This is a genomic window from Nonomuraea sp. NPDC048892 (assembly GCF_040649735.1).
Classification (GTDB): domain Bacteria; phylum Actinomycetota; class Actinomycetes; order Streptosporangiales; family Streptosporangiaceae; genus Nonomuraea; species Nonomuraea maheshkhaliensis.
The window spans coordinates 29,187-46,660 of record NZ_JBEZFZ010000020.1; the positions used below are offsets into that span (position 1 = coordinate 29,187).

General features: G+C 68.0%; 17 protein-coding genes and 1 pseudogene. 11 read left to right on the forward strand and 7 right to left on the reverse strand.

Annotation, left to right across the window (positions count from 1 at the left end; all coding sequences use genetic code 11):
- Positions 1-55: 55 nt before the first annotated feature.
- From AB0C28_RS41785 to AB0C28_RS41795, 3 genes are all read right to left on the reverse strand, one after another.
- Positions 56-553, reverse strand: coding sequence for a hypothetical protein (locus AB0C28_RS41785; protein ID WP_358081040.1), 498 nt, complete (start codon positions 551-553; stop codon positions 56-58).
- On the reverse strand, positions 550-1,764 hold the full coding sequence (locus tag AB0C28_RS41790; protein ID WP_358081042.1) for a CHAT domain-containing protein: 1,215 nt from the start codon (positions 1,762-1,764) through the stop codon (positions 550-552). Before AB0C28_RS41790 ends, AB0C28_RS41785 begins: the two co-directional genes overlap by 4 nt.
- A 65-nt stretch (positions 1,765-1,829) precedes the next feature.
- A complete protein-coding gene (locus AB0C28_RS41795; RefSeq protein ID WP_358081045.1) occupies positions 1,830-4,601 on the reverse strand; it encodes a hypothetical protein in 2,772 nt (923 codons plus the stop codon).
- A 347-nt stretch (positions 4,602-4,948) separates the two neighbouring features.
- On the opposite strand from AB0C28_RS41795, the gene AB0C28_RS41800 reads away from it, so the two are divergent.
- The gene (locus AB0C28_RS41800) at positions 4,949-5,071 is read left to right on the forward strand and encodes a hypothetical protein (protein ID WP_358081049.1); all 123 of its coding nucleotides are present in this window, start codon (positions 4,949-4,951) and stop codon (positions 5,069-5,071) included.
- 516 nt (positions 5,072-5,587) lie between these two features.
- Here the strand turns inward: AB0C28_RS41800 and AB0C28_RS41805 are convergent.
- Complete coding sequence (locus AB0C28_RS41805) at positions 5,588-6,187, reverse strand: site-specific integrase (RefSeq protein WP_358081216.1); 600 nt, start codon at positions 6,185-6,187, stop codon at positions 5,588-5,590.
- Complete coding sequence (locus tag AB0C28_RS41810; protein WP_358081225.1) at positions 6,088-6,501, reverse strand: hypothetical protein; 414 nt, start codon at positions 6,499-6,501, stop codon at positions 6,088-6,090. The genes AB0C28_RS41805 and AB0C28_RS41810 overlap by 100 nt, the downstream gene beginning before the upstream one ends.
- On the opposite strand from AB0C28_RS41810, the gene AB0C28_RS41815 reads away from it, so the two are divergent.
- From AB0C28_RS41815 to AB0C28_RS41860, 10 genes and pseudogenes are all read left to right on the forward strand, one after another.
- On the forward strand, positions 6,472-6,921 hold the full coding sequence (locus AB0C28_RS41815; RefSeq protein WP_358081052.1) for a hypothetical protein: 450 nt from the start codon (positions 6,472-6,474) through the stop codon (positions 6,919-6,921). The genes AB0C28_RS41810 and AB0C28_RS41815 overlap by 30 nt on opposite strands.
- A 91-nt stretch (positions 6,922-7,012) precedes the next feature.
- Positions 7,013-7,639: pseudogene (locus tag AB0C28_RS41820) on the forward strand (polymorphic toxin-type HINT domain-containing protein); the annotation flags it as partial.
- Positions 7,636-8,262, forward strand: coding sequence for a hypothetical protein (locus AB0C28_RS41825; protein WP_358081055.1), 627 nt, complete (start codon positions 7,636-7,638; stop codon positions 8,260-8,262). The pseudogene AB0C28_RS41820 and the gene AB0C28_RS41825, both read left to right, overlap by 4 nt.
- 32 nt (positions 8,263-8,294) lie before the next feature.
- Positions 8,295-8,579, forward strand: a complete 285-nt coding sequence (locus tag AB0C28_RS41830) for a group II intron maturase-specific domain-containing protein (protein ID WP_358081058.1) — start codon at positions 8,295-8,297, stop codon at positions 8,577-8,579.
- A gap of 611 nt (positions 8,580-9,190) precedes the next feature.
- Complete coding sequence (locus AB0C28_RS41835; protein ID WP_176993608.1) at positions 9,191-9,343, forward strand: hypothetical protein; 153 nt, start codon at positions 9,191-9,193, stop codon at positions 9,341-9,343.
- 115 nt (positions 9,344-9,458) lie between these two features.
- Positions 9,459-10,622: a hypothetical protein gene (locus AB0C28_RS41840; protein WP_358081061.1), complete on the forward strand. Its 1,164-nt coding sequence runs from the start codon at positions 9,459-9,461 to the stop codon at positions 10,620-10,622.
- Positions 10,619-11,719, forward strand: a complete 1,101-nt coding sequence (locus AB0C28_RS41845) for a cupin domain-containing protein (RefSeq protein ID WP_358081063.1) — start codon at positions 10,619-10,621, stop codon at positions 11,717-11,719. Before AB0C28_RS41840 ends, AB0C28_RS41845 begins: the two co-directional genes overlap by 4 nt.
- A complete protein-coding gene (locus tag AB0C28_RS41850) occupies positions 11,716-12,936 on the forward strand; it encodes an arginase family protein (protein ID WP_358081066.1) in 1,221 nt (406 codons plus the stop codon). The genes AB0C28_RS41845 and AB0C28_RS41850 overlap by 4 nt, the downstream gene beginning before the upstream one ends.
- A complete protein-coding gene (locus tag AB0C28_RS41855; RefSeq protein WP_358081069.1) occupies positions 12,933-14,348 on the forward strand; it encodes an MFS transporter in 1,416 nt (471 codons plus the stop codon). The genes AB0C28_RS41850 and AB0C28_RS41855 overlap by 4 nt, the downstream gene beginning before the upstream one ends.
- A complete protein-coding gene (locus AB0C28_RS41860) occupies positions 14,312-14,944 on the forward strand; it encodes a 2OG-Fe(II) oxygenase (protein ID WP_358081072.1) in 633 nt (210 codons plus the stop codon). Before AB0C28_RS41855 ends, AB0C28_RS41860 begins: the two co-directional genes overlap by 37 nt.
- 293 nt (positions 14,945-15,237) lie before the next feature.
- Here the strand turns inward: AB0C28_RS41860 and AB0C28_RS41865 are convergent, their stop codons facing one another.
- Together AB0C28_RS41865 and AB0C28_RS41870 are read right to left on the reverse strand one after the other, a co-directional pair.
- Positions 15,238-16,182, reverse strand: coding sequence for an integrase core domain-containing protein (locus AB0C28_RS41865; RefSeq protein WP_358081075.1), 945 nt, complete (start codon positions 16,180-16,182; stop codon positions 15,238-15,240).
- A 229-nt stretch (positions 16,183-16,411) separates the two neighbouring features.
- Positions 16,412-17,251, reverse strand: coding sequence for a transposase (locus AB0C28_RS41870; protein ID WP_358081078.1), 840 nt, complete (start codon positions 17,249-17,251; stop codon positions 16,412-16,414).
- Positions 17,252-17,474 lie beyond the last annotated feature (223 nt).

Genomic DNA, 17,474 nt, shown 5'->3' on the forward strand with positions numbered 1-17,474 from the left:
CTGACGAGCGTGCGGCGCTCCAGAACGCCCGAGGCGGCTTCGAGCAGCCCGCCCATCAGCCGGGCCAGACGGGGTCGAGTTGATGACCCCCGCGGCAGCGGTAGGCCTTGGCCTTGCTGAACCGGGTGTAGATGTTCGCCGAACCACAGGTGGCGCAGAAGACCCGGGCCTCACCCGCGGGCGCGGCCTGGCCGTAGGGCGCGTAGTCGCCGGTCAGCAGGCGTGATCCGCGCCTTCTCGCGGCCCGGGCTATCTCCGCCGCCATGATGCGGGCGGTCACCACCCCCACGGGGCGTCCGTCGCGTTCGGCCACCGCCGCGGGGAGCCCGTGACGCAGCCATTCCAGGAGTTCGGGCCAGTCCAGCAGGCTCATGACCGTGGCGTCGGCAGCCACGACGAAGGCGGGCCCTGGGCCGTCGGGGCCGAGCAGGCCCACCGTGGAGCCGTCCGCGCCGATCACCACGGCGAAGCCCTTCTCCGGGCGTTCGGCGTGCGGTTCGCATACCGTGAACCGGTCGCTCATCACGTCGGCGACGAGTCGTTCGCCTGTCATCGCCAGTCACCTACCAGGACAAAGGGGGCCCAGTGGAAAGGGTCGTCGAAGGCGCGCAGCGTGTAGTCGGGTGGATGGTCGCTCTGCGGCACTCCGGCTCTGAGACCGCCCATCCTCGCCGTGTGCCGCTGGTCGTCAATGATGGCGGGCATCCGCAGGACTTGGTCGTAGACGAGCGCCGCGGCGGGAAAGTCCCAGGCCGCCAGCCGCAGCTCGGCCTCCTCCAGCAGGAGCGTCGCCGTGGTGACCGGGTCGTCGCCCAGCCTGGTCCTGGCCCGCGACACGTGGTCCAGGACATCGGCCAGGGTGCGTTCCCTGAGCCACCGTTGGGCCTCCCGCAGGGCGTGCGCCTTGCTGAGCCCGTCGTTCAGACGTGCGTAAAACCGGCCGAGCAGCATGGTCGTGGACAGTTCGTCCACCCGCCACAGGGACACCAGGGCCGAGGGCGCTCCTGCGTACAGCAGGGCGCGGGTCAGGCCGATGAGCTCGTCGCCCGGGCGACGTTCGGTCAGCCCCGTCTCACAGGCGGCCAGCGTCACGAGGTCGACGTGGAGCGACAGGTTCATGATGTCCTCGGCGGTCAGTCGGCCATCGGAAAGTTCGATGCCGGACTTCATCGGGTCGTCGCTGTCGAAAGTCCCGTGCGCGGAGAAGTGGAGGACGTCCGGTGAGGTTGCGGCGTCGGAGAGCCGGTCCATGAGCGTGGCGCGGCGGGCTTCGGCGCCGGAGAGCAACTCGTGCCGCGCGAACGTGCCCGTGATGGCCGCGGCTTGCTCCCTGGCGAACACCAGCGGGTAGCGGCCCACGGGGTCGGCCACGATCAGCGCTGACTCGCGCCTGCCCGTGCGTTTGGCCTGGCAGAAGCGCAGGACGGAGGCGCTGGGGATGAGCGCGAGGGGGTTGCGGTCGATCAGCGGTGCTCCCTCGGCGGTCAGGGCGTGCAGCGGCAGCGTGTGGAGCGCGTCATGGGGGACGAGGTACACCAGGTCGCCGGGGCGTGCCCATCGCAGCACGGGTTCGGCCAGCCGCGTCAGCCGTTCGTCGTGAAGGAATCCGGTGTCGCCTTCTTTGAGCGATGGGTGAACCTGCCGGGCGAGGTGGTGCAACTCGCCTCGGGGCAGGTCGATCTTGGCGAAGGCGGGCTCGCGCGCTTCGGCGGTGACGCCGAAGGCCAGCACCGCGTCCTCGGTGACGTAATACTCGACCAGCACCAATCCCATCGTGTCCCTTTCGCGGGCGGGAGCGGATCTCACGCGGTCCTGCGGCCTGAGGACGATCACGGCGTGGCGGACGACGACTGCGCGAGCAGCGCCCGCACCTCGTCGAAGGTGACGGGGGCTCCCGAACGCAGCGCTACGTACTCGGCCGCCCGTCCGCCCTGCTGGGCCAGTTGGTGCCAGATCTGCTCCTGCTGATCTTTGGCTTGGCGCCGGCCCCGCAGCGGCCCCGTCTTGTCCCGCGCGGTACGCATGCGCCGCGCCTCAACGCGCAGTCGGTGCTCGGCCAGCGCCTCCTGGGCGAACAGCCAGGCGAGATAGATGGCGCGAGGCTCAGCGCTGGAATCGCGCAGGCGCTGCAACTCCAGGAGGGCGTGCCTGCGCGCGCTCATGGCGGCATCGAGGTCCTTGGCCCACATCCAGCCGGCCGTCTCCTCCGGATCGTCACGATGCGGCGTGGGCCACCGGTCCCGGCCGACCGCCTCCCGGTAGGCATCACCCAGGCGGGCCCGGCTCTCCACCACGCGCTGTGCTGCCTTCTCTGCGCGCAGCAGCCTCACGGTGACCTCGGGCACCCCGTCGTCGGCCGGGCGCGGCACGGTCTGGCCGAGCAGGTCGACTAGGTCACGCGAGCGTGCCTTTTCCACCAGATCGAACGCCTGGATCAACTCCGATGGCTGGGCGGTGGCCACCAGGAGCCCGATCACGTCCTCATACAGGGGCTCCGTGGTCGCCGCGTAAGCAAGGCGGTGCTTGGCGTCCATCAGGTACTCCCGGTGCCGGTCCCTGATCCGGCTGGCGGGTTCGAGACAGGCCAGCGCCATCTGGGCGTCGAATTGCTTGACGGCGGTGCCGCCCTGTTCCAGCACCTCCAGCGCGACGGCGTCGAGCCCCCTGCGTAGCAGCCGATCAGCCGCACTGAGGAGCAGGCCCACGCCGCGTCCGGCCGCGCCCCTGGCCAGCAGTGTCATGCCTGCCTTGATGCCACGGGCGCCCCGCACCCTCAGCCGTCCCATCAGCACCGCCGCTAGGAGCTCGCGGTGTCCAAGGGGCGACTCGATGTCGTCGACGGCCTTGCCGCCCAGTTCGAGGACGCTCAGGTCCGCGGGTAAGGAGGGAATGGTCATGTCCAGCCCCTTGGTAACCACTCTCACCTGCGTGGCCCGCAGCGGTCCCACTACCCGGACGATCCGGTCGTTGCCTGTGCCGTCCGGCAGGTAGGGCGTGCCGGCCACGTTCGCGAGGAAGCGGACGGCGCGTTCGCGCCGCCCCTGGGCGCACAGCAGGGACTTCACGTCGATCATGATTCTGGCCCGGACGAGCGGGTCGATCCGCTGATCGCTCATGACTGTCTCCACCTCGGCCGGATCAACCGGGTCGAAGTCCTGGCCGGCCGCCCAGGCGTCGCGGGTGAACATGGCTCGTAGATTCGGCATGTCGGCCCGCCTGCACATCTCGACGGCCTCCAGCAATGCCCTGCGCGCGTCCTCGGGGTAGCCGTGCAAGGTATAGGCGCAGTTCAGCGCGAGCAGGCACTGGATGCGGTGAGCGTAGTACTCCGTGCGAAAGTCCGCGCCGCCCGATGGCAGCTTGATCATGTTCAGCAGGGTAGTGGCCTCGTCGATCCAGTGGACCGCCAGTTCCACCCGCGGGGCGAGGCCGCTTTCGAGCGTTTCCCACTGTCGGGGCGGCGGCGGGATGAAGGTGCCCAAGCAGATGCGTACCGCCGAGTCGGCGAGCACTCGCACCAGCGTGAAGTTGGGGCGGCCGCGCGGGCCTCGCGTCACCTCCGCAAGCCAGACCTGGCGCGCGGTGTCGCGCTGCCCCTCCTCCTCGTAGCGCATGAACAGCGAGGCGTCCAGCCGGTGCAGCCGCTCCGAGGGCCCGCTGAGCCAGGCCGACGCGAACAGCACCTGTGCCCCGACGGCGAGGGCGAAGGTGCCGGACAGCGCGGACGCGGAAGCGTGCACGGCGACGCTGAGCGTACAGAACCATACAGGGAGGAACAAGAAGCCGTAGACCGCCACGAAGGCCATCCGGTGGCGTAGCTGCGGGGCCGCGCGCAAGGAGAGGTACGACCGTTCGCTCAGCCTCAGGTAGCCGTTCAACGCGGCCGCGAGTGCGATGGCCAGCACCAGGTAGATCGCCACCCCGGCCGCAGTGCCCGGCACCCGCTCCCGCCACAGCTGGACGAAGCCGCGGCCGACCGGGCTGAGAGCCAGCAACGCACAGAAGACGACCCAGGAGACGGACGAGACACGAGCCTCGGTGCGCCGGTAGCGGCTGAGCCTCCCGGTCGCACGGAAGAACCAAACATGCTGGATCGCCGCGAGCGCCGCAGCCGTCCAGGCGCCGCCGGTGACCTTGTGCTCCCACAGGACCCACAGCGGTACGGCGAGGACCGCGTACCCCAGGATCAGGGTCAGCCGGGCGACAAGAGAAGAGCGGCGGTGGCGAAACAGCGCCAGCCCGGAGATGGCGAAGAACACCATGTCGGTACGCTCGTCGGAGACCACTGTGCTCAGCCGCAGCTGCACAATGGCGTACACCACCACGAACGGCACCAGCCACCACAGCAGGACCAGCGGTTCGGCTCCGTGCCACAGGAAGGCCGAGGTCGCGCCAAACGCACACGCGAGGCTTCCGACGGCGCCCACCGCGGCGCCCGACAGCGCGACGAGCACGAGGAACGCGCCGTCTTTCGCAGCGACCTCGAACGGCCCGGCCAGCGCCCAGCCGACGGCAAGCCACAGGCAGAATCGCGTCAGGCGGAGCAGGAGGTTGACGCGGAGGAACCTCAGCAGGACCGTCGGCCACGAATCGTCCTCCATACCGCCCCTCCTCAAACGTCAATGTCTCCTGTTGAGGTATCGCTGGAAAGCGCGGTACCGCTTCACAGAACATCGCGGCGAACACCGTGCACGGGACGTCGAGCTTGCCGACGCGGGCTCCCACAACGATCGCTGATCTGGGGGTCATGGCATGGCGGGAGATCGAGATCTTCCTGGCCTTGGCCGAAGAGCTGCACTTCTGCCGGACGGGCCGAGCGGCTGGGCGTGTGCGGTGCCAAAAACGCCGATACTGTTGCTGAGCTGGGCGTTTGCCGGGCGATCAGCCTGCTCTGCGGTACCTGGTGATCAGTCCTGTGGCGGTCCTTCGGCGGTAGATCCGGGTTGAAATGGTGTTCGTACTCGGTCAGGATCTTGCGCAGGTGCCGCTCACCGTAGATGAGCAGGTGATCGAGGCGCTCGCGGTGCAGCATCCCCACGAACCGTTCGGCGAACGGGTTGGCCTGTGGTGACGTTCACGTCCACGGAGACGGTATGCGGGTTGGAGCGCGTGCCGAGCACCGCGGCCGCCATCTATAGATGGCGCCAGCGTGGCTGGAGCGCGGGATCCATTCGGGGGGCCGCGATGCAATGCCGAATGGAGTGGCCCGGCCGTGCTCGGTGCGTGCTCGTACGTCCCGGCACGTGTCGTCAGGGCCCGGCACCGCTTGATACGCAATGTGCGCGGAGGCGGCACGAACTACCATCAAATGACACCCTGCGGCACTAAAGGATCTTGCTTCTAATCCGACGGTCGCAGGTTCGAATCCTGCAGGGCGCGCTTTGATCATGGCCTGACCTGCGGTGATGCGAGATCGGACGCGTTCTAGAATCTCCGTCTAGCGCTTGCGTGCTCCGTACGTGCTCGCCCGCACCAACCCCGCACACACCATGATCCATTCGCCATCCTCTCACTCGGCCGGAGAGCAGCGGCCCCGCCTCGCCGGGAGCAGGTGGCGAAGGCGGGGCCGGACGCGTAATCCGACTGTTCAGCTCCTCAGCGAGATGACGTGCCTGGGTTGGGCCTGGTCTTCCTTGCCGAACAGCGGGGCGGCGGTCTTCTCGGCCGCGGCCGTGGCGACCTGCGGGTGGACGGAGGCGTAGGTGTCGGCGGTGAACGCGCTGGAGGTGTGTCCCAGGGTCTCCTGTACCACCTTCATCTTCACCCTGGCCGCCAGCATGAGCGAGGCCGCGCCATGGCGGAGGTCGTGGAGCCGGATGGGCGGCAGGCCAGCGAGGTAGGCGAGCCAGAGGAACTGGTCAGAGACGTGCTGCGGATGCAGGCGGCTCCCATCGGGCTGGGTGAACACGAAGCCGGTGTCCGACCACGCCTCGCCCATGGCCAGCCGGTCCTGAAGTTGCTGTTGCCGATGGGCCCGCAGCACCCGAGCGGTGTCGCTGTCCAGAGCGATCGTCCGTACCGAGGCGTCGGTCTTCGGGGCGCCCTCGTGAACCTCCCAGGCCAGTTGCACGAGCTGCCAGTTCACAGTCAGCGTGTTGCTGGCGAGATCGACCTCGTTCCAGCGCAGCCCGCACGCCTCGCCCCGTCGCAGTCCACGCAGCGCGACCAGCTGATAGAGGGCGAACAGGCGGTGGCGTCGTGCTTCTTCGAGGAACAGGCAGGGTCTGGGCGGGTGTCCACCATTACTGGGGACGGTCGTGGCGCGCTGGTGTAGGCGTCGATCGGGTCGACCCGTCGTCCGCCTCGGCGTTGCTTTTCTCCGTCCCGGTAGCTGCGGTAGTCGGCCTGCCAGGCGCGGACGCGGTCTTCGGTCCATACCAGCGGCTTGGGCCGGGTGTAGGCGGCCATTTCCAGGACGGCGGCGGGGTTGAAGTCGATGAGGCGGTCCTGGCGCATGGCCATGTTGAGCGCGTGCCGGAGGGTGGCGCGGATGCGGTGCATGGTGGCGATGCTGATCGGCCGCCGGTACTTGATGTCAAAGTCTACTATGACAACTGCCTAAATGGCGATATGAGTGCAGATCAGTACCTGGCAGGTGTCTGCAATGGCATTGCAAAAAGGCTAGGCATCGGCCCTTCGGAATGGCTGGAACTGAGGAAACTGCGGGATTCGGCACACGACACATCAGGGTCCTGGTTCTTCAAACTTCTCAGTGGCGTCAATGAGTTCATATGGGGTGACGCGATAGCCTGTAATAACGGCAGTGGAGCTGGCTGCTTTTTGATGATCGCGAACCTTCTGCCGGGTGGGGCGCAGCCAAAGCCATCGGAAAGCTGGCGAAGTACTTGCCCAAGGTGGCTCAAGCCCTTCGCTCTGGCGCGGCGGCATGCAACAGCTTCCGAGGGGAAACTCTCGTATTGATGGCCGATGGCAGTCATAAGGCCATCAAGGACATCCGCCCCGGAGATCGGGTTGTTGCGACCGACCCGGTGAGCGACAGACGGTAGCCAAAGAAGTCACCGATACGATTTTCGGTGCCGGGACGAAAGAGCTGGTGCAGATCTCTGTCCGCTTGGAGAATGGAAGCGGAACGGCAGAGACCTCGATAGTGGCTACCGCCGGCCATCCTTTCTGGGTTCCTGCCCTGCGGCAATGGGTGGACGCAACCTATCTCCAGCCGGGAAAGCGGCTCCGCACCTCTGCCGGAACCTGGGTCAAGGTCACCGGCGTAAAGCGATGGACGGCAGCGCAGCAGGTGTACAATCTGACCGTCGCCGACGTGCATACCTACTATGTTGGGGTAGGTGGCGTTAGCGTTCTGGTTCACAATGCCGAGCGCATTCCTCCGTTCGTCACTGAGATGCTCAGAGCTATTAAAGACGGCAGCCTTGGGCAGCGCACAAATCTTGATGGCAGTCTAGACTTCTATCGGTATAGGGAGCCGAATCGGCGCACTGGGCTAGGGGGGATCCGCGTAAAAATAGGTGGTGGGACGGGGCGAAGATCTACGGAGTTGAAGGAAATAATAGCTTTAGAATTCTCGAAAAGGATGGCAAATATGTGTGGGTCCAAAACCACAATTATAAGAACCTTAGATCGTTCTGCGACTAGTCTACATTGCGAATGGGTCATCCGATGAACGAGCAGTTGATCGCCGAACTCATGTCAAGTTTCGGCATGAAATTCCTTGGGCCCAGAAGGCGAACGGGAATTCCTACCTGGGTGGCGTCGGTGATGACGACTGTCGGCCCGGGCGAGGGGCGCTATGATCGCACGGTCAGCCGCAGCAACCCCAATTCAGTCGAAATATTCAACCGTGACTGGTATGCGCTCTCGTCTGAGGCGGGGCTGTTTTCAGGCGAGCACCAATTCCTCGTATCGCTGGATCCAGGTATCGATCCGGATTTTGACCGAGCTCGGGAGGCGTCCGATGACTCAACAGACCCGGCCTGGTGGGAATGCGAGTGGGGAGCGGTGGAGCTCCAAGCTGGATGGGATTTGGCTGGGCAAGGAGCAGCGTCCGGTGTCGTCGGCTCCGGGCACGGCTATCCCGGATTTGTGATGTCTTCTATGAGCGGCTCGGTATTCGTCGTCGGAACGGTTTGGCAAGAGGCCATCGGCGTTGCGGTGTTGCCGAAACCTTACTGTTCCTCAACGCTGCAGGAGGCAGCACGACGATATCTGGCAGGGCGTCGAACGGCCTCAGAGAGGGAAGACCTGAAGGCCTGGCTTGCTCGTGGTGAGGAGTGTCCTCCTACGTAGACCTTCGCAGATCAAGCACCCTGCGATGCGTTATGAAGCGGCACAGATTGCACCGCCGGGTCAACGGCACCGCGGTGGACCTCGCCCGGATGATCAATCCGGTGGTGCGGGGCTGGATGGCCTATTACGGAGCCTTCTACCGCCATGCGCTGTATCCCCTGCTCCATCGCATCAACTCCTATCTGATGCGATGGATCATGAACAAGTACAAGAGGCTGAGCAACTGGACGAAGACCACCCAGGCGATGCGCGACGCGGTGGTCCGGCAGCCTCGGTACTTCGCACACTGGGCCTGGGCGAAACCGGCCGTCAGATGACCAGAACGACAAGAGCCGTGTAACGGGACTGTTACGCACGGATCTGTGGTAGCCCGGAGGTGAGATCCCTCCGGGCTACCCGACCATGTCCGATGGCGCAACGCCCGGGCCCGACCGAAGACCAGCTTCGCCGCCAGCTCACCCATCCGGAGCTGGACTAGTTACCCGGTCAAGGTTGCGTGACGGGCCACTAGCGCTCGCCGGCGTGTCCTTATCGCCGGCGCCTCCGCGCAGAGCCCGACGCTGTTCAACGCGGCCAGCTACGCCATCCCGGACGGCATCTTCTTCCGCATCTCGGCCCTCCGCCTCGGCCGCGCCGCGCGGGCGGGCGACACCTGAGCCGTCAGCAACCGGTGGCGGCGTGAATCGAAGACGCCGGGCGGCAAGGGTCACGGATTCGCCCGGTGATTGTCCGGAGAATGTCCGGTCGGTGACCTGGGCGAACGCCCTTCCACGGGTGAAGACTCAGCAATAACGCCCCCTCAGCGGCATAAGAAAAGCCGGAATGCCCGTGCCGCAGCGTCACGGGTTCTCCCGTGGTTCGGAGCCGCTGATTCCTGTTACCGGGTCCGTGCACGTCGCGGGCCCGTGACAACAAGAAGGGAAGTCACATGGAAATGACGTCGCACAACGAATTCGACCGGCACGAAGGGCGGGGCCCCGTTCTCGTCGACATCGCGGACATCATCGTGTCGGAGGAGTCGGTCGCCGCTCTGCAGGACCGGCAGCTCTGGATGCGGCCGCAGCGGGACGTCGGTCACTGATCCGCAGGCCGGTGGGCGCGGGACTTCTCTGAGCACAGGACGGGTTCCCGCGTCCACCGGGCTGGTCAGGCGGCTTGACGGGACCATTCACCGCACGATTCCGGAGGTCTGAGATTTGCTGGACGAAGGCACCTGGCGGAAACTCTGCGAGCGGGACGGGCCGTATTTCGCCGAACGCGTGCACATTCCCGGCCTGATCCGCGAACCGGACGTTCTCGCGGAGCTCGTTCTCGGCGCTCTCCGGGCCGCCACCACCAGAGTGGACGGCGACGACACGGATCTGCCCGCCATGAGAGCGTTCCGTGACACCTGCCTCGACTATGACGCCACGGAAAAACTGGTATCGGGGGCGTTTTCCGGGCGGTCCGCGGTACATTCCTGGCTTTCCGCCCGTACCGGAAAGGACGACATCTGCCTGGCGATCAACGGCCTGGACTCCTGGGACGCCGAGCTCGCTGAGCTTCTCTACACCGGCTTCGTCCTCCCGCTCGAATCGGCGGGCGTTCCGCTGACGAGAGGGGTGGACTGGTACTGCTTCGTGGCCAGTTCCGGCACCACCCCGTTCGGCGTGCACACCGACCCGGAGCCCTCCTTCATCTTCCACCTCGGCCCGGCGGCGAAGACAGCGTGGACCTGGCCAGGGCTGAGCCTGCCAGCACTCGGCCAGGGGCGCCCGCACACGCTGGACGCGGAGCCTCTTCTGCCGTCGGCGGACAGCGTCCGCCTCGCGCCCGGTGACTTCCTGCTGATTCCCGCGGGGATGTACCACCTCTTCCGCAATGACGGCCCGTCGCTGTTCCTGGGGCTCACGGTGTATCCGGAAGATCCCGGGCAGACCGCCACGGACGCGCTGTTCCACCAGATACGCCGCCGGAACGCCCAGCACCCGGAACAGGCCGACGGGGATCCGGTCGCCGGCGCGATCGACGCCTTCAGGGACGCCCTCGGTGACGACGGCGTCGAGCGGGCCGTGCGGCGGCAGGCGATGCTCCGCCGGTCGTGCGGGTACGGCTCGCCGCCCCGGTTCCCCGGCAGAACCAGCGATCAAGGTCCACCCTATACAGTCACCCGCCTGCCGGTCGTGATCGCCGACCACAGCGTCTTCGCCCTGGGAAGAGAGCTCTCCGTCGATCTCGGTGAGCTGGCCCGCCTGCTGAAGCCCGGCGCCCTCGTCGGCGCCGACGAGCTGCGCGACGCGGCCACCACGCCAGAGCTGCGAGCCGCTGTGCGGGCCCTGGTCCGCGTGGGCGTCCTTCGGAGCGTTGGGACACAGTCATGACACTGTCGTGGGAGAACATCGTCGACGCGCTCGGCGGGGAGTCCGTCTGGCGCAAGTCGTTCGGGAATGAGCTTCTGGCCGGCCGGGTCCCGCAGGGATCGTGGCGCGCGTTGCTCGGATGGGGCGTCATCGACCACATCATGAGGACGACCACGATCGAACCGCTGATGATCCGCTTGTCGTCCGAACCCATGGCCTATCCCGGCACCTACATCAGCACGCGGATCGACGGCGGCGACATCGTGCACCGCAACTGGCGTTACGGCGCAATGGTCGAGTACCTCCGCTCCGGCGCGACCCTCGTCGCCAACAGGGCCGACCGCATCCACGTGGGCCCTGCTCGCCTGCGCGAGGAGTTCGAGTACTTCGCCGACGACCCGGCCTGGGTGAACTGCTACGCCTGCTGGACGACGCAGTCAGCGTTCGGCCGCCACGCGGACGGCCACGCCACGGTGATCTTCCAGGCGGAGGGCAGCAAGCGCTGGCGGATCTGGGAGGGCTCCGGCCCCGGCGCGCGGCTGATCGAGGAGGCGGACATGCACGCCGGCGACGTGTGGCACATCCCCCGGGGATGGGACCACGAGGCCACCGGCATCGGGCCGAGCCTGCACTGGACCTTCGGCCTGCACGCGTCCACCCCCGAGGACCTCGCGCGGACCGCGCTAGACGCCTGGTCCAACCGGCCCAGGACCGAGGGGACGCCCGATGACGGCGGCGAGCTCGACTCCCTCATGACCGCCCTGGCCTCGGACGTGCACCGGGCGCGGGAGGTGCGTTCCGCGCAGTCGCTCGAAAGGCGCGAGGGCCTGTCGCTGCCGTGGTCGGTGGAGAGCGTCCCGTACACCGGTACCCGGCTCAGGTGGGCGTCCCGGTTCCCGCCGCTGGTCGAGGCCGGGGACGGCCTGATGGCGATCGAGAGCCTCGGCGTGCGGCTCAGGATCGACGGCCGTCTCGCACCCTGGATGAACGAGTGGTCGGCGGGGCGAACCACGCTGCGCGATGACACGGCGGCCATCGCTCTGACCGACGCGGAGATCGACCAGGCGCTTGACTCGCTGGTCCGCGCCGGGCTCCTCCTGGTCGAGCAGGCCCGGTGAGCCTCGCCATGACGAGCGTGGACCAGTCCGGGGCCCCGTGGGTCCTCAACCCGGCGTTCCGGATCCAGGGCGGCGACCTCGTCAACGAGGCCGAGGGCACGCGGCTCACCCTGACCCCGCCCCTGCGAGAGCTGTGGGAGCTGGGGGAACGCCGTGACGGCGCGCCAGCGGTGCGGCTCACTGAGGAGGCGGAAAAGGCTCTACGCAGGATCCGCCTGATCGTGCCGCCGGACGCCTCGGCGGCGGCGACCGGCGGGCTCGCGCGGACGGCCGGGACCCCGCTGTCCCTGCCCGCGGGCACCAGGGCCGCCGCGGCCGTATGGGGACTGATCGGAGCGCCGGTGGACCTGGGAGGCCCTCCCGGCCCCCGGCCCAAGGACGCCGTCCCCGTGATCCGCCAGGCCCTCGCGGGCAGGTTCCGGCTTCTGGCCCAGCCGGGCACCTGGTCGTGGACGCTGCGGGCCCGGCCGGCCGAGGGACTGCCCGGCCTCGTGGATCACGGTGACCTCGCGGTCCATCCGCAGACCGACACGGGGGCGGCGGCACACGAGCGGCTGCGGGCCCTCGTCGGCACCGTCCTGGCGCAGGGCCACCGGCCTCTGGTGATCGGCGGGGACCACTCGATCGGCTACCCGGTGATCAGCGCGGTCGCGGGCAGGCATCCGGCGCTGCGCGTCGTCCACTTCGACGCGCACGCCGACCGCCGCCCGGCCGGGAACGCGGTCACCGCGGACTGCGGGAACTTCGTCAGCTGGGTGCTCTCCGAGCATCCCCACGTCGAATGGCTCACCATCGGCGTGCGCGGCGTCGACACGAACCTGGACCAGGCCACGGACGGGCGCGTCTCCTACCTGACGGCCGACGAGGCCCGCGCGCCGGAGGCGGCGGACACGATCGCGCGGTTCTGCGCCGGCGCGCCCGTGCACCTCACGGTGGACATCGACGTGCTGGACCCGGCGTACGCTCCCGATGTCGTCTATCCCGCCGGCGGCGGTCTCGACCCCGCGACTCTGACGGCCCTGGTACGGAGCGTCGCCGCAGCGGGCCGCTTGGTCGCGAGCGACCTGGTGGAGGCGTGCCCCTCCCCGTCCGGCCGCCACTTGACGGCCGCCCATCTGGCCGATCTCGTGGAGACCGTCCAGCTCGCGGAGGCGGGGCAGGTGGTGGGGCGGCGGCGGGGCTCGCTGGTGAACAATTTCGCCGGAGAAGACGCATGACCGACGCTCCCGCCGTACCCGGCTCGCCCCTGTCGTCGCCGCTCTACAGGGTCTACCTGGCGGGGCAGGCGGTCTCACAGCTGGGGGACGGGGTCGTCTCGGTCACCTTCGCGTTCGCCGCCCTGGCCGTCGCGCCCGACGGGCGGGGCATCCCGATGGTGCTGCTGGCCCTGTGGCTGGCGAGGTTCGTCTTCATCGCGTACGGAGGCAGCCTGCCGGACCGGGTCGGGCGGTTGCCGGTCATGTTCGGCGCGGACGCCGTCCGCCTGGCCGCCCAGGTGTTCCCGGCGATCACCTTCGCCCTCGGGAACCCGGAGCTCTGGCACCTCGTCGTGTCCGCGGCCGTCTATGGCGCGGCGACGGCCTTCTTCACGCCGGGCGCCGTCGGGCTGCTCCCCGAGCTGGTCCGCCCCGCCCAGCTGCAGAAGGCCAACTCCTGGCTCGACGTCGCCGGGGACACCGGACGGCTGGCCGGGCCCGCGCTCGCGTCGCTGCTGGTGGTGGTGGGAGGCGTGCCGCTGGCGCTCTTCTTCGACGCCGCCACCTTCGTCGTCTCCCTCGTCTCGCTCGCCTGGCTGAGGCGGCTGATCCGGGCCCGGCCGCCGGAGCGCGGACCCGCCGAGGACGATGACGGCGGCGCGGGGGAGCGCGTGCGGTTCCTCGACGCAGTGCGCGTCATGCCCCGCCTGCCGCTGGTCCTGGGCGCGATCCTCGTCTGGGTTCCGGTGCAGGTCGGGCTGGCCTCGGTGAGCGTGCTCGGACCGATCATCGTGCAGGACAGGTCCGGGAACATCGAGCAGTGGGGCGTCATCGTGACGTTCCTGGCCGCGGGCGGGCTGTTGGGAGCGCTGGTGAGCGGGCACGTGCGCGTCGAGTGGCGCGGGGTGCTCACCGTCGCCCTGCTGGTCGTCTCGATGCCGGTGCAGCTCCTAACTCTCGCGTACGGCCGGCATCTGGTCGTGGTCGCGGGCGCCCTGTTCCTGGCGGCTCTGGCGGCGGGGGTCGCCGGGGTCGTCTTCGACACCCTCGTGCAGCTCACGGTCCCCAAGCCGATGTTGTCGCGGGTCGGATCGTTCGAGACGACCATGACCACGGCGATGGTGCCGCTGGGCTTCGTGATCGCGCTGCCGCTCGCGAACCTGGTGGGCCGGACGGCGTACCTGGCCGGGCTGGCGGCCGTCATCGTCGCCACGGCAGCGGCGGTGCTCGTCTGGGCGGTCCCGCGTTCGGGGCTGCGGGACCGTGCTCTTGAGGACGGCGCCGGTGACTCGGCGTGGCAGGGGGTGCCCTCGTCGACCTCCCCGGGATCCGGTCGCGAGGGTGGCCGAGAAGGCGAGGCGGAAGGCCATGTCCAAGGAGATCAGGAGGCGCGAGCGTGGCAGCTCATGACGGACGGACCGCCGAGGCCGTGACCCTCGTACAGGGGCGGCGGTTCGTGGTGGTCGACAACGCCCTGTCCCCGGACGCCCTGGCCGCCTGGCGGGAGGAGGAGCGGGCCGTGCAGTACCGGCCCACCTTCAGCTCGGTCGATCCGATGTTCGACGGAGTGGCGTTCTACGCCGACGCGTCGTACGCCTCCGCGAAAGCCGGCGAGGAGCACGCCGGAGAGGTGATGTCGGCCGTCAGGAGGGGCCTCGACGCGCTCGGCGTGACGGCGGCGGACAACGACCGGTTCAAGTTCTGGCGGTACGGCCGGGGGTCCGGGCTGGACTGGCACGACGACGGGAGCGGCCGGGGGGCGGCGTACACGCTCTACCTGTCGGGCGAGTGGCGGGCGACGTGGGGCGGCGAGCTGGAGCTGTTCGACTGCCCGGTCGGCGAGGTGCCGTGTGCCGAGTTCGACGTCCCCAAGGACCTGATGAACGCTCCCGTGCCGGCCACGTCCATCGCGCCCCGGCCGAACCGGCTCGCGGTGATGGTGGCCGGCACGTTCCACCGGGTGAGGAAGGTGGAGGCGGGCGCGGGCGACAACCTTCGGCGCTCCATCACCGGCTTCCTGACTCCCTGACGCGCCCCGCCAGGAATGGCGGCGCGGCCGGTGTTGGGTCCTGGGCATGTCCGACGACAACGTAGAGTTGCGCCAGTACATCGAGCAGCAGAACCGCCGCTCTGAGCCGGGTGGACGCCGGTTCGCCTGGCGGCGCATCGACTGTTCTTGCCCCGCTATGCGGGCTGGTCGGCTTTACCGCCGGTTAGCGTCCACGGGAGTGGTGTACGGGTTAGAGCACGTGCCGAGCACGGCGATCCACCCCTATCGATGGTGTACCGCTCGAATATTGAGTTACGTGGTCTGAGCTGCGGTTATGCGGCGTGGTGGTATTCGTTGATCGTGCCGGTGACGACGGGTTTTCGGTGTATAGATCGCAAGTTGTTGAGTTCGGTCACGCCGCGGGCGGGCTGCGTTGCGATGTCCGGGGGACGTTGTTGCCTGGACTGGTGCGGCCGGTGGCCGTTGTAGTGGATCAGATACTCGCGGAGCACGCAGATCAGGTGGCGTTCGCTGAGGATCAGGATCCGGTCCAGGAGTTCACGGCGCAGGGTGCCGATGACGCGCTCGCAGGTGGCGTTCATCCTCGGCGTCCGCGGCAGGGTGGTGATGTCCTGTAGCCCTTCAGCCGTGAAGACCTCCCGGAAGGCGAAGGTGAAGAGCGGATCCCGATTGTGGATCACGAACCGCAGCCCGGTGATGCGATCACCCAGACCCATCACCAGGTTGCGAGCCTGCTGGGCCGTCCATGCTCCGGTCGGGTGCGCGCTCACTCCGGCCAGGTGCAGTCTCCGGGTGCCGTGCTCGATGAAGACCAGCACATACAGCCGCTTGAGGAGCAGCGTCTCGACTACGAGGAAGTCGCACGCGATGATCGCGTGGGCTTGTGCGGTCAGGAACTGCCGCCAGGTCGGTCCGGCCCGGCGGGGCGCGGGATCGATACCGGCGGCGTGCAGGATCTCCCACACGGTGGAGGCCGCGATGTTGTAACCCAGCCGGGCCAATTCGCCTTGGATTCTTCGATGTCCCCAGGTCGGGTTCCCTCGTGCCATCCGAATGATGAGTGCCTTGACCGGCTGGTGGGTGCAGGGCCGTCCCGGGCGCCGCCTGTCGGTGAAGGTCCACTTCCGCGCCGCGCTACAGGATTGCGGCGCCAACGCAGGATCGTGGCCGGGGTGACCGGGAACACCTCCGCCCACCGACGGCGGTGGATCAGTCGCGACAACGCTGCCAGCCAGAGCTGGTCGGCGCCACCCCACCGAGGCCGGCTGCCGAGCTGACAGCGGAGGACCTGGTTCTCGTGACGGAGTACCAGCACCTCAACATCTTTGGACAGATCGGAGCGGACCAGCACCGTCAGCAGGCCGAACAAGCCCCTCATCAACCGGTAGACAAGCGACATCAACACCTAGATCGCTGATGTGAAATTGGTTAGTGGTCGTAGGCGGTCAGGGACCGTTTCACCGGTGCGTCGGTGTTCCAGTTGTGTCAGATTGCGGCGTTGAGAGCGAGGACGCGTTGGCTGATGCGTGCCCAGAGGCCGTCCGGGTGGCGGGCGTTGTGGCGTTCGAGGCCGAGCTGGTTCTTCAGTGTCCAGATGATCGCCTCGATGCGCTGGCGCAGCCAGCCGGGAAATGGCAGGGTGCGTGCAGGTTCGTCTTCGCGGGCCGGCCGGATCAGGAGATGGCCCAGATCGGCGGCGGCCTTCTCGATGCCGGCTCCGGCGAATCCCTTGTCGCACACGATCGGGCTTGGCCCGCCGGCTATCTGGTGGACGTGCAGCAGGTGCAGGGCCTGCTTGCGTTCGTCGAGCTCTTTGGGGTGGGCCAGGCTGAAGCCGGTCACCGCGCCGTCAGCGGTAGTGATCAGCATCAGCTTGGCACCCCAGTAGAAGGCGTGGTGGGACTTGTCCATGCCGTATCCGGCGATCTCACCCAGGTGCGATCTGTTGACCGTCACCCGCGAGGCGCCGCAGCGGATCGGGGTGCCGTCCATAAGGCGTAAAGGCTCGTGCCAGGTCGGGACCTGGCGTGCCAGCCACAACGCCGCCGCCGACATGGCCGGCCCCAGTGCACGCAGTTGCCGGTTGTACTGCGACTGGGACGGCAGTCTGGGGAACAGATGCCCGATCCGGCTGGCCGCCATCCGCATCCAGCGGCCTTCGTCGTCACACCGCAGCAGTACTTGCGCCACTGCCACGACCACCGCCTCGGCCGGGGTCAGCACCGGCGGCCGGCCCCGCCCGCGAGGCCGGCCCTGCGAAGGCATCACGTGATCGTCCAGATGCACGTAAAGTGCGGTCAGAAGGGCGTCCAAGTCAGTCTTCACACACCGACCATGGACGCCCTTCGTCAGGCCTGCAGCCGATCACTAATTTTCACATCAGCGATCTAGCGATGGTCGCAGTCGCTGGTCTGATCATGTAGCAAACCCCAGTTCAGGGCACGGAACCGTATTCCGAGCGGGACAGCACTCGCCTCCCTCTCCTGCTCGGCGGAACTCGTGCATGCCACTACGTAGCCCAAGCGAGGGCATGACCTGGCCGGATGTG

Bases quoted from the DNA above. Each gene is read 5' to 3' on its own strand.
- AB0C28_RS41785 (WP_358081040.1), bottom strand. From the start codon at position 553: ATGACAGGCGAACGACTCGTCGCCGACGTGATGAGCGACCGGTTCACG.
- AB0C28_RS41795 (WP_358081045.1), bottom strand. From the start codon at position 4,601: ATGGAGGACGATTCGTGGCCGACGGTCCTGCTGAGGTTCCTCCGCGTC.
- AB0C28_RS41800 (WP_358081049.1), top strand. From the start codon at position 4,949: ATGGTGTTCGTACTCGGTCAGGATCTTGCGCAGGTGCCGCTCACCGTA.
- AB0C28_RS41810 (WP_358081225.1), bottom strand. From the start codon at position 6,501: ATGCACCGCATCCGCGCCACCCTCCGGCACGCGCTCAACATGGCCATG.
- AB0C28_RS41825 (WP_358081055.1), top strand. From the start codon at position 7,636: ATGAACGAGCAGTTGATCGCCGAACTCATGTCAAGTTTCGGCATGAAA.
- AB0C28_RS41830 (WP_358081058.1), top strand. From the start codon at position 8,295: ATGAAGCGGCACAGATTGCACCGCCGGGTCAACGGCACCGCGGTGGAC.
- AB0C28_RS41835 (WP_176993608.1), top strand. From the start codon at position 9,191: ATGGAAATGACGTCGCACAACGAATTCGACCGGCACGAAGGGCGGGGC.
- AB0C28_RS41845 (WP_358081063.1), top strand. From the start codon at position 10,619: ATGACACTGTCGTGGGAGAACATCGTCGACGCGCTCGGCGGGGAGTCC.
- AB0C28_RS41855 (WP_358081069.1), top strand. From the start codon at position 12,933: ATGACCGACGCTCCCGCCGTACCCGGCTCGCCCCTGTCGTCGCCGCTC.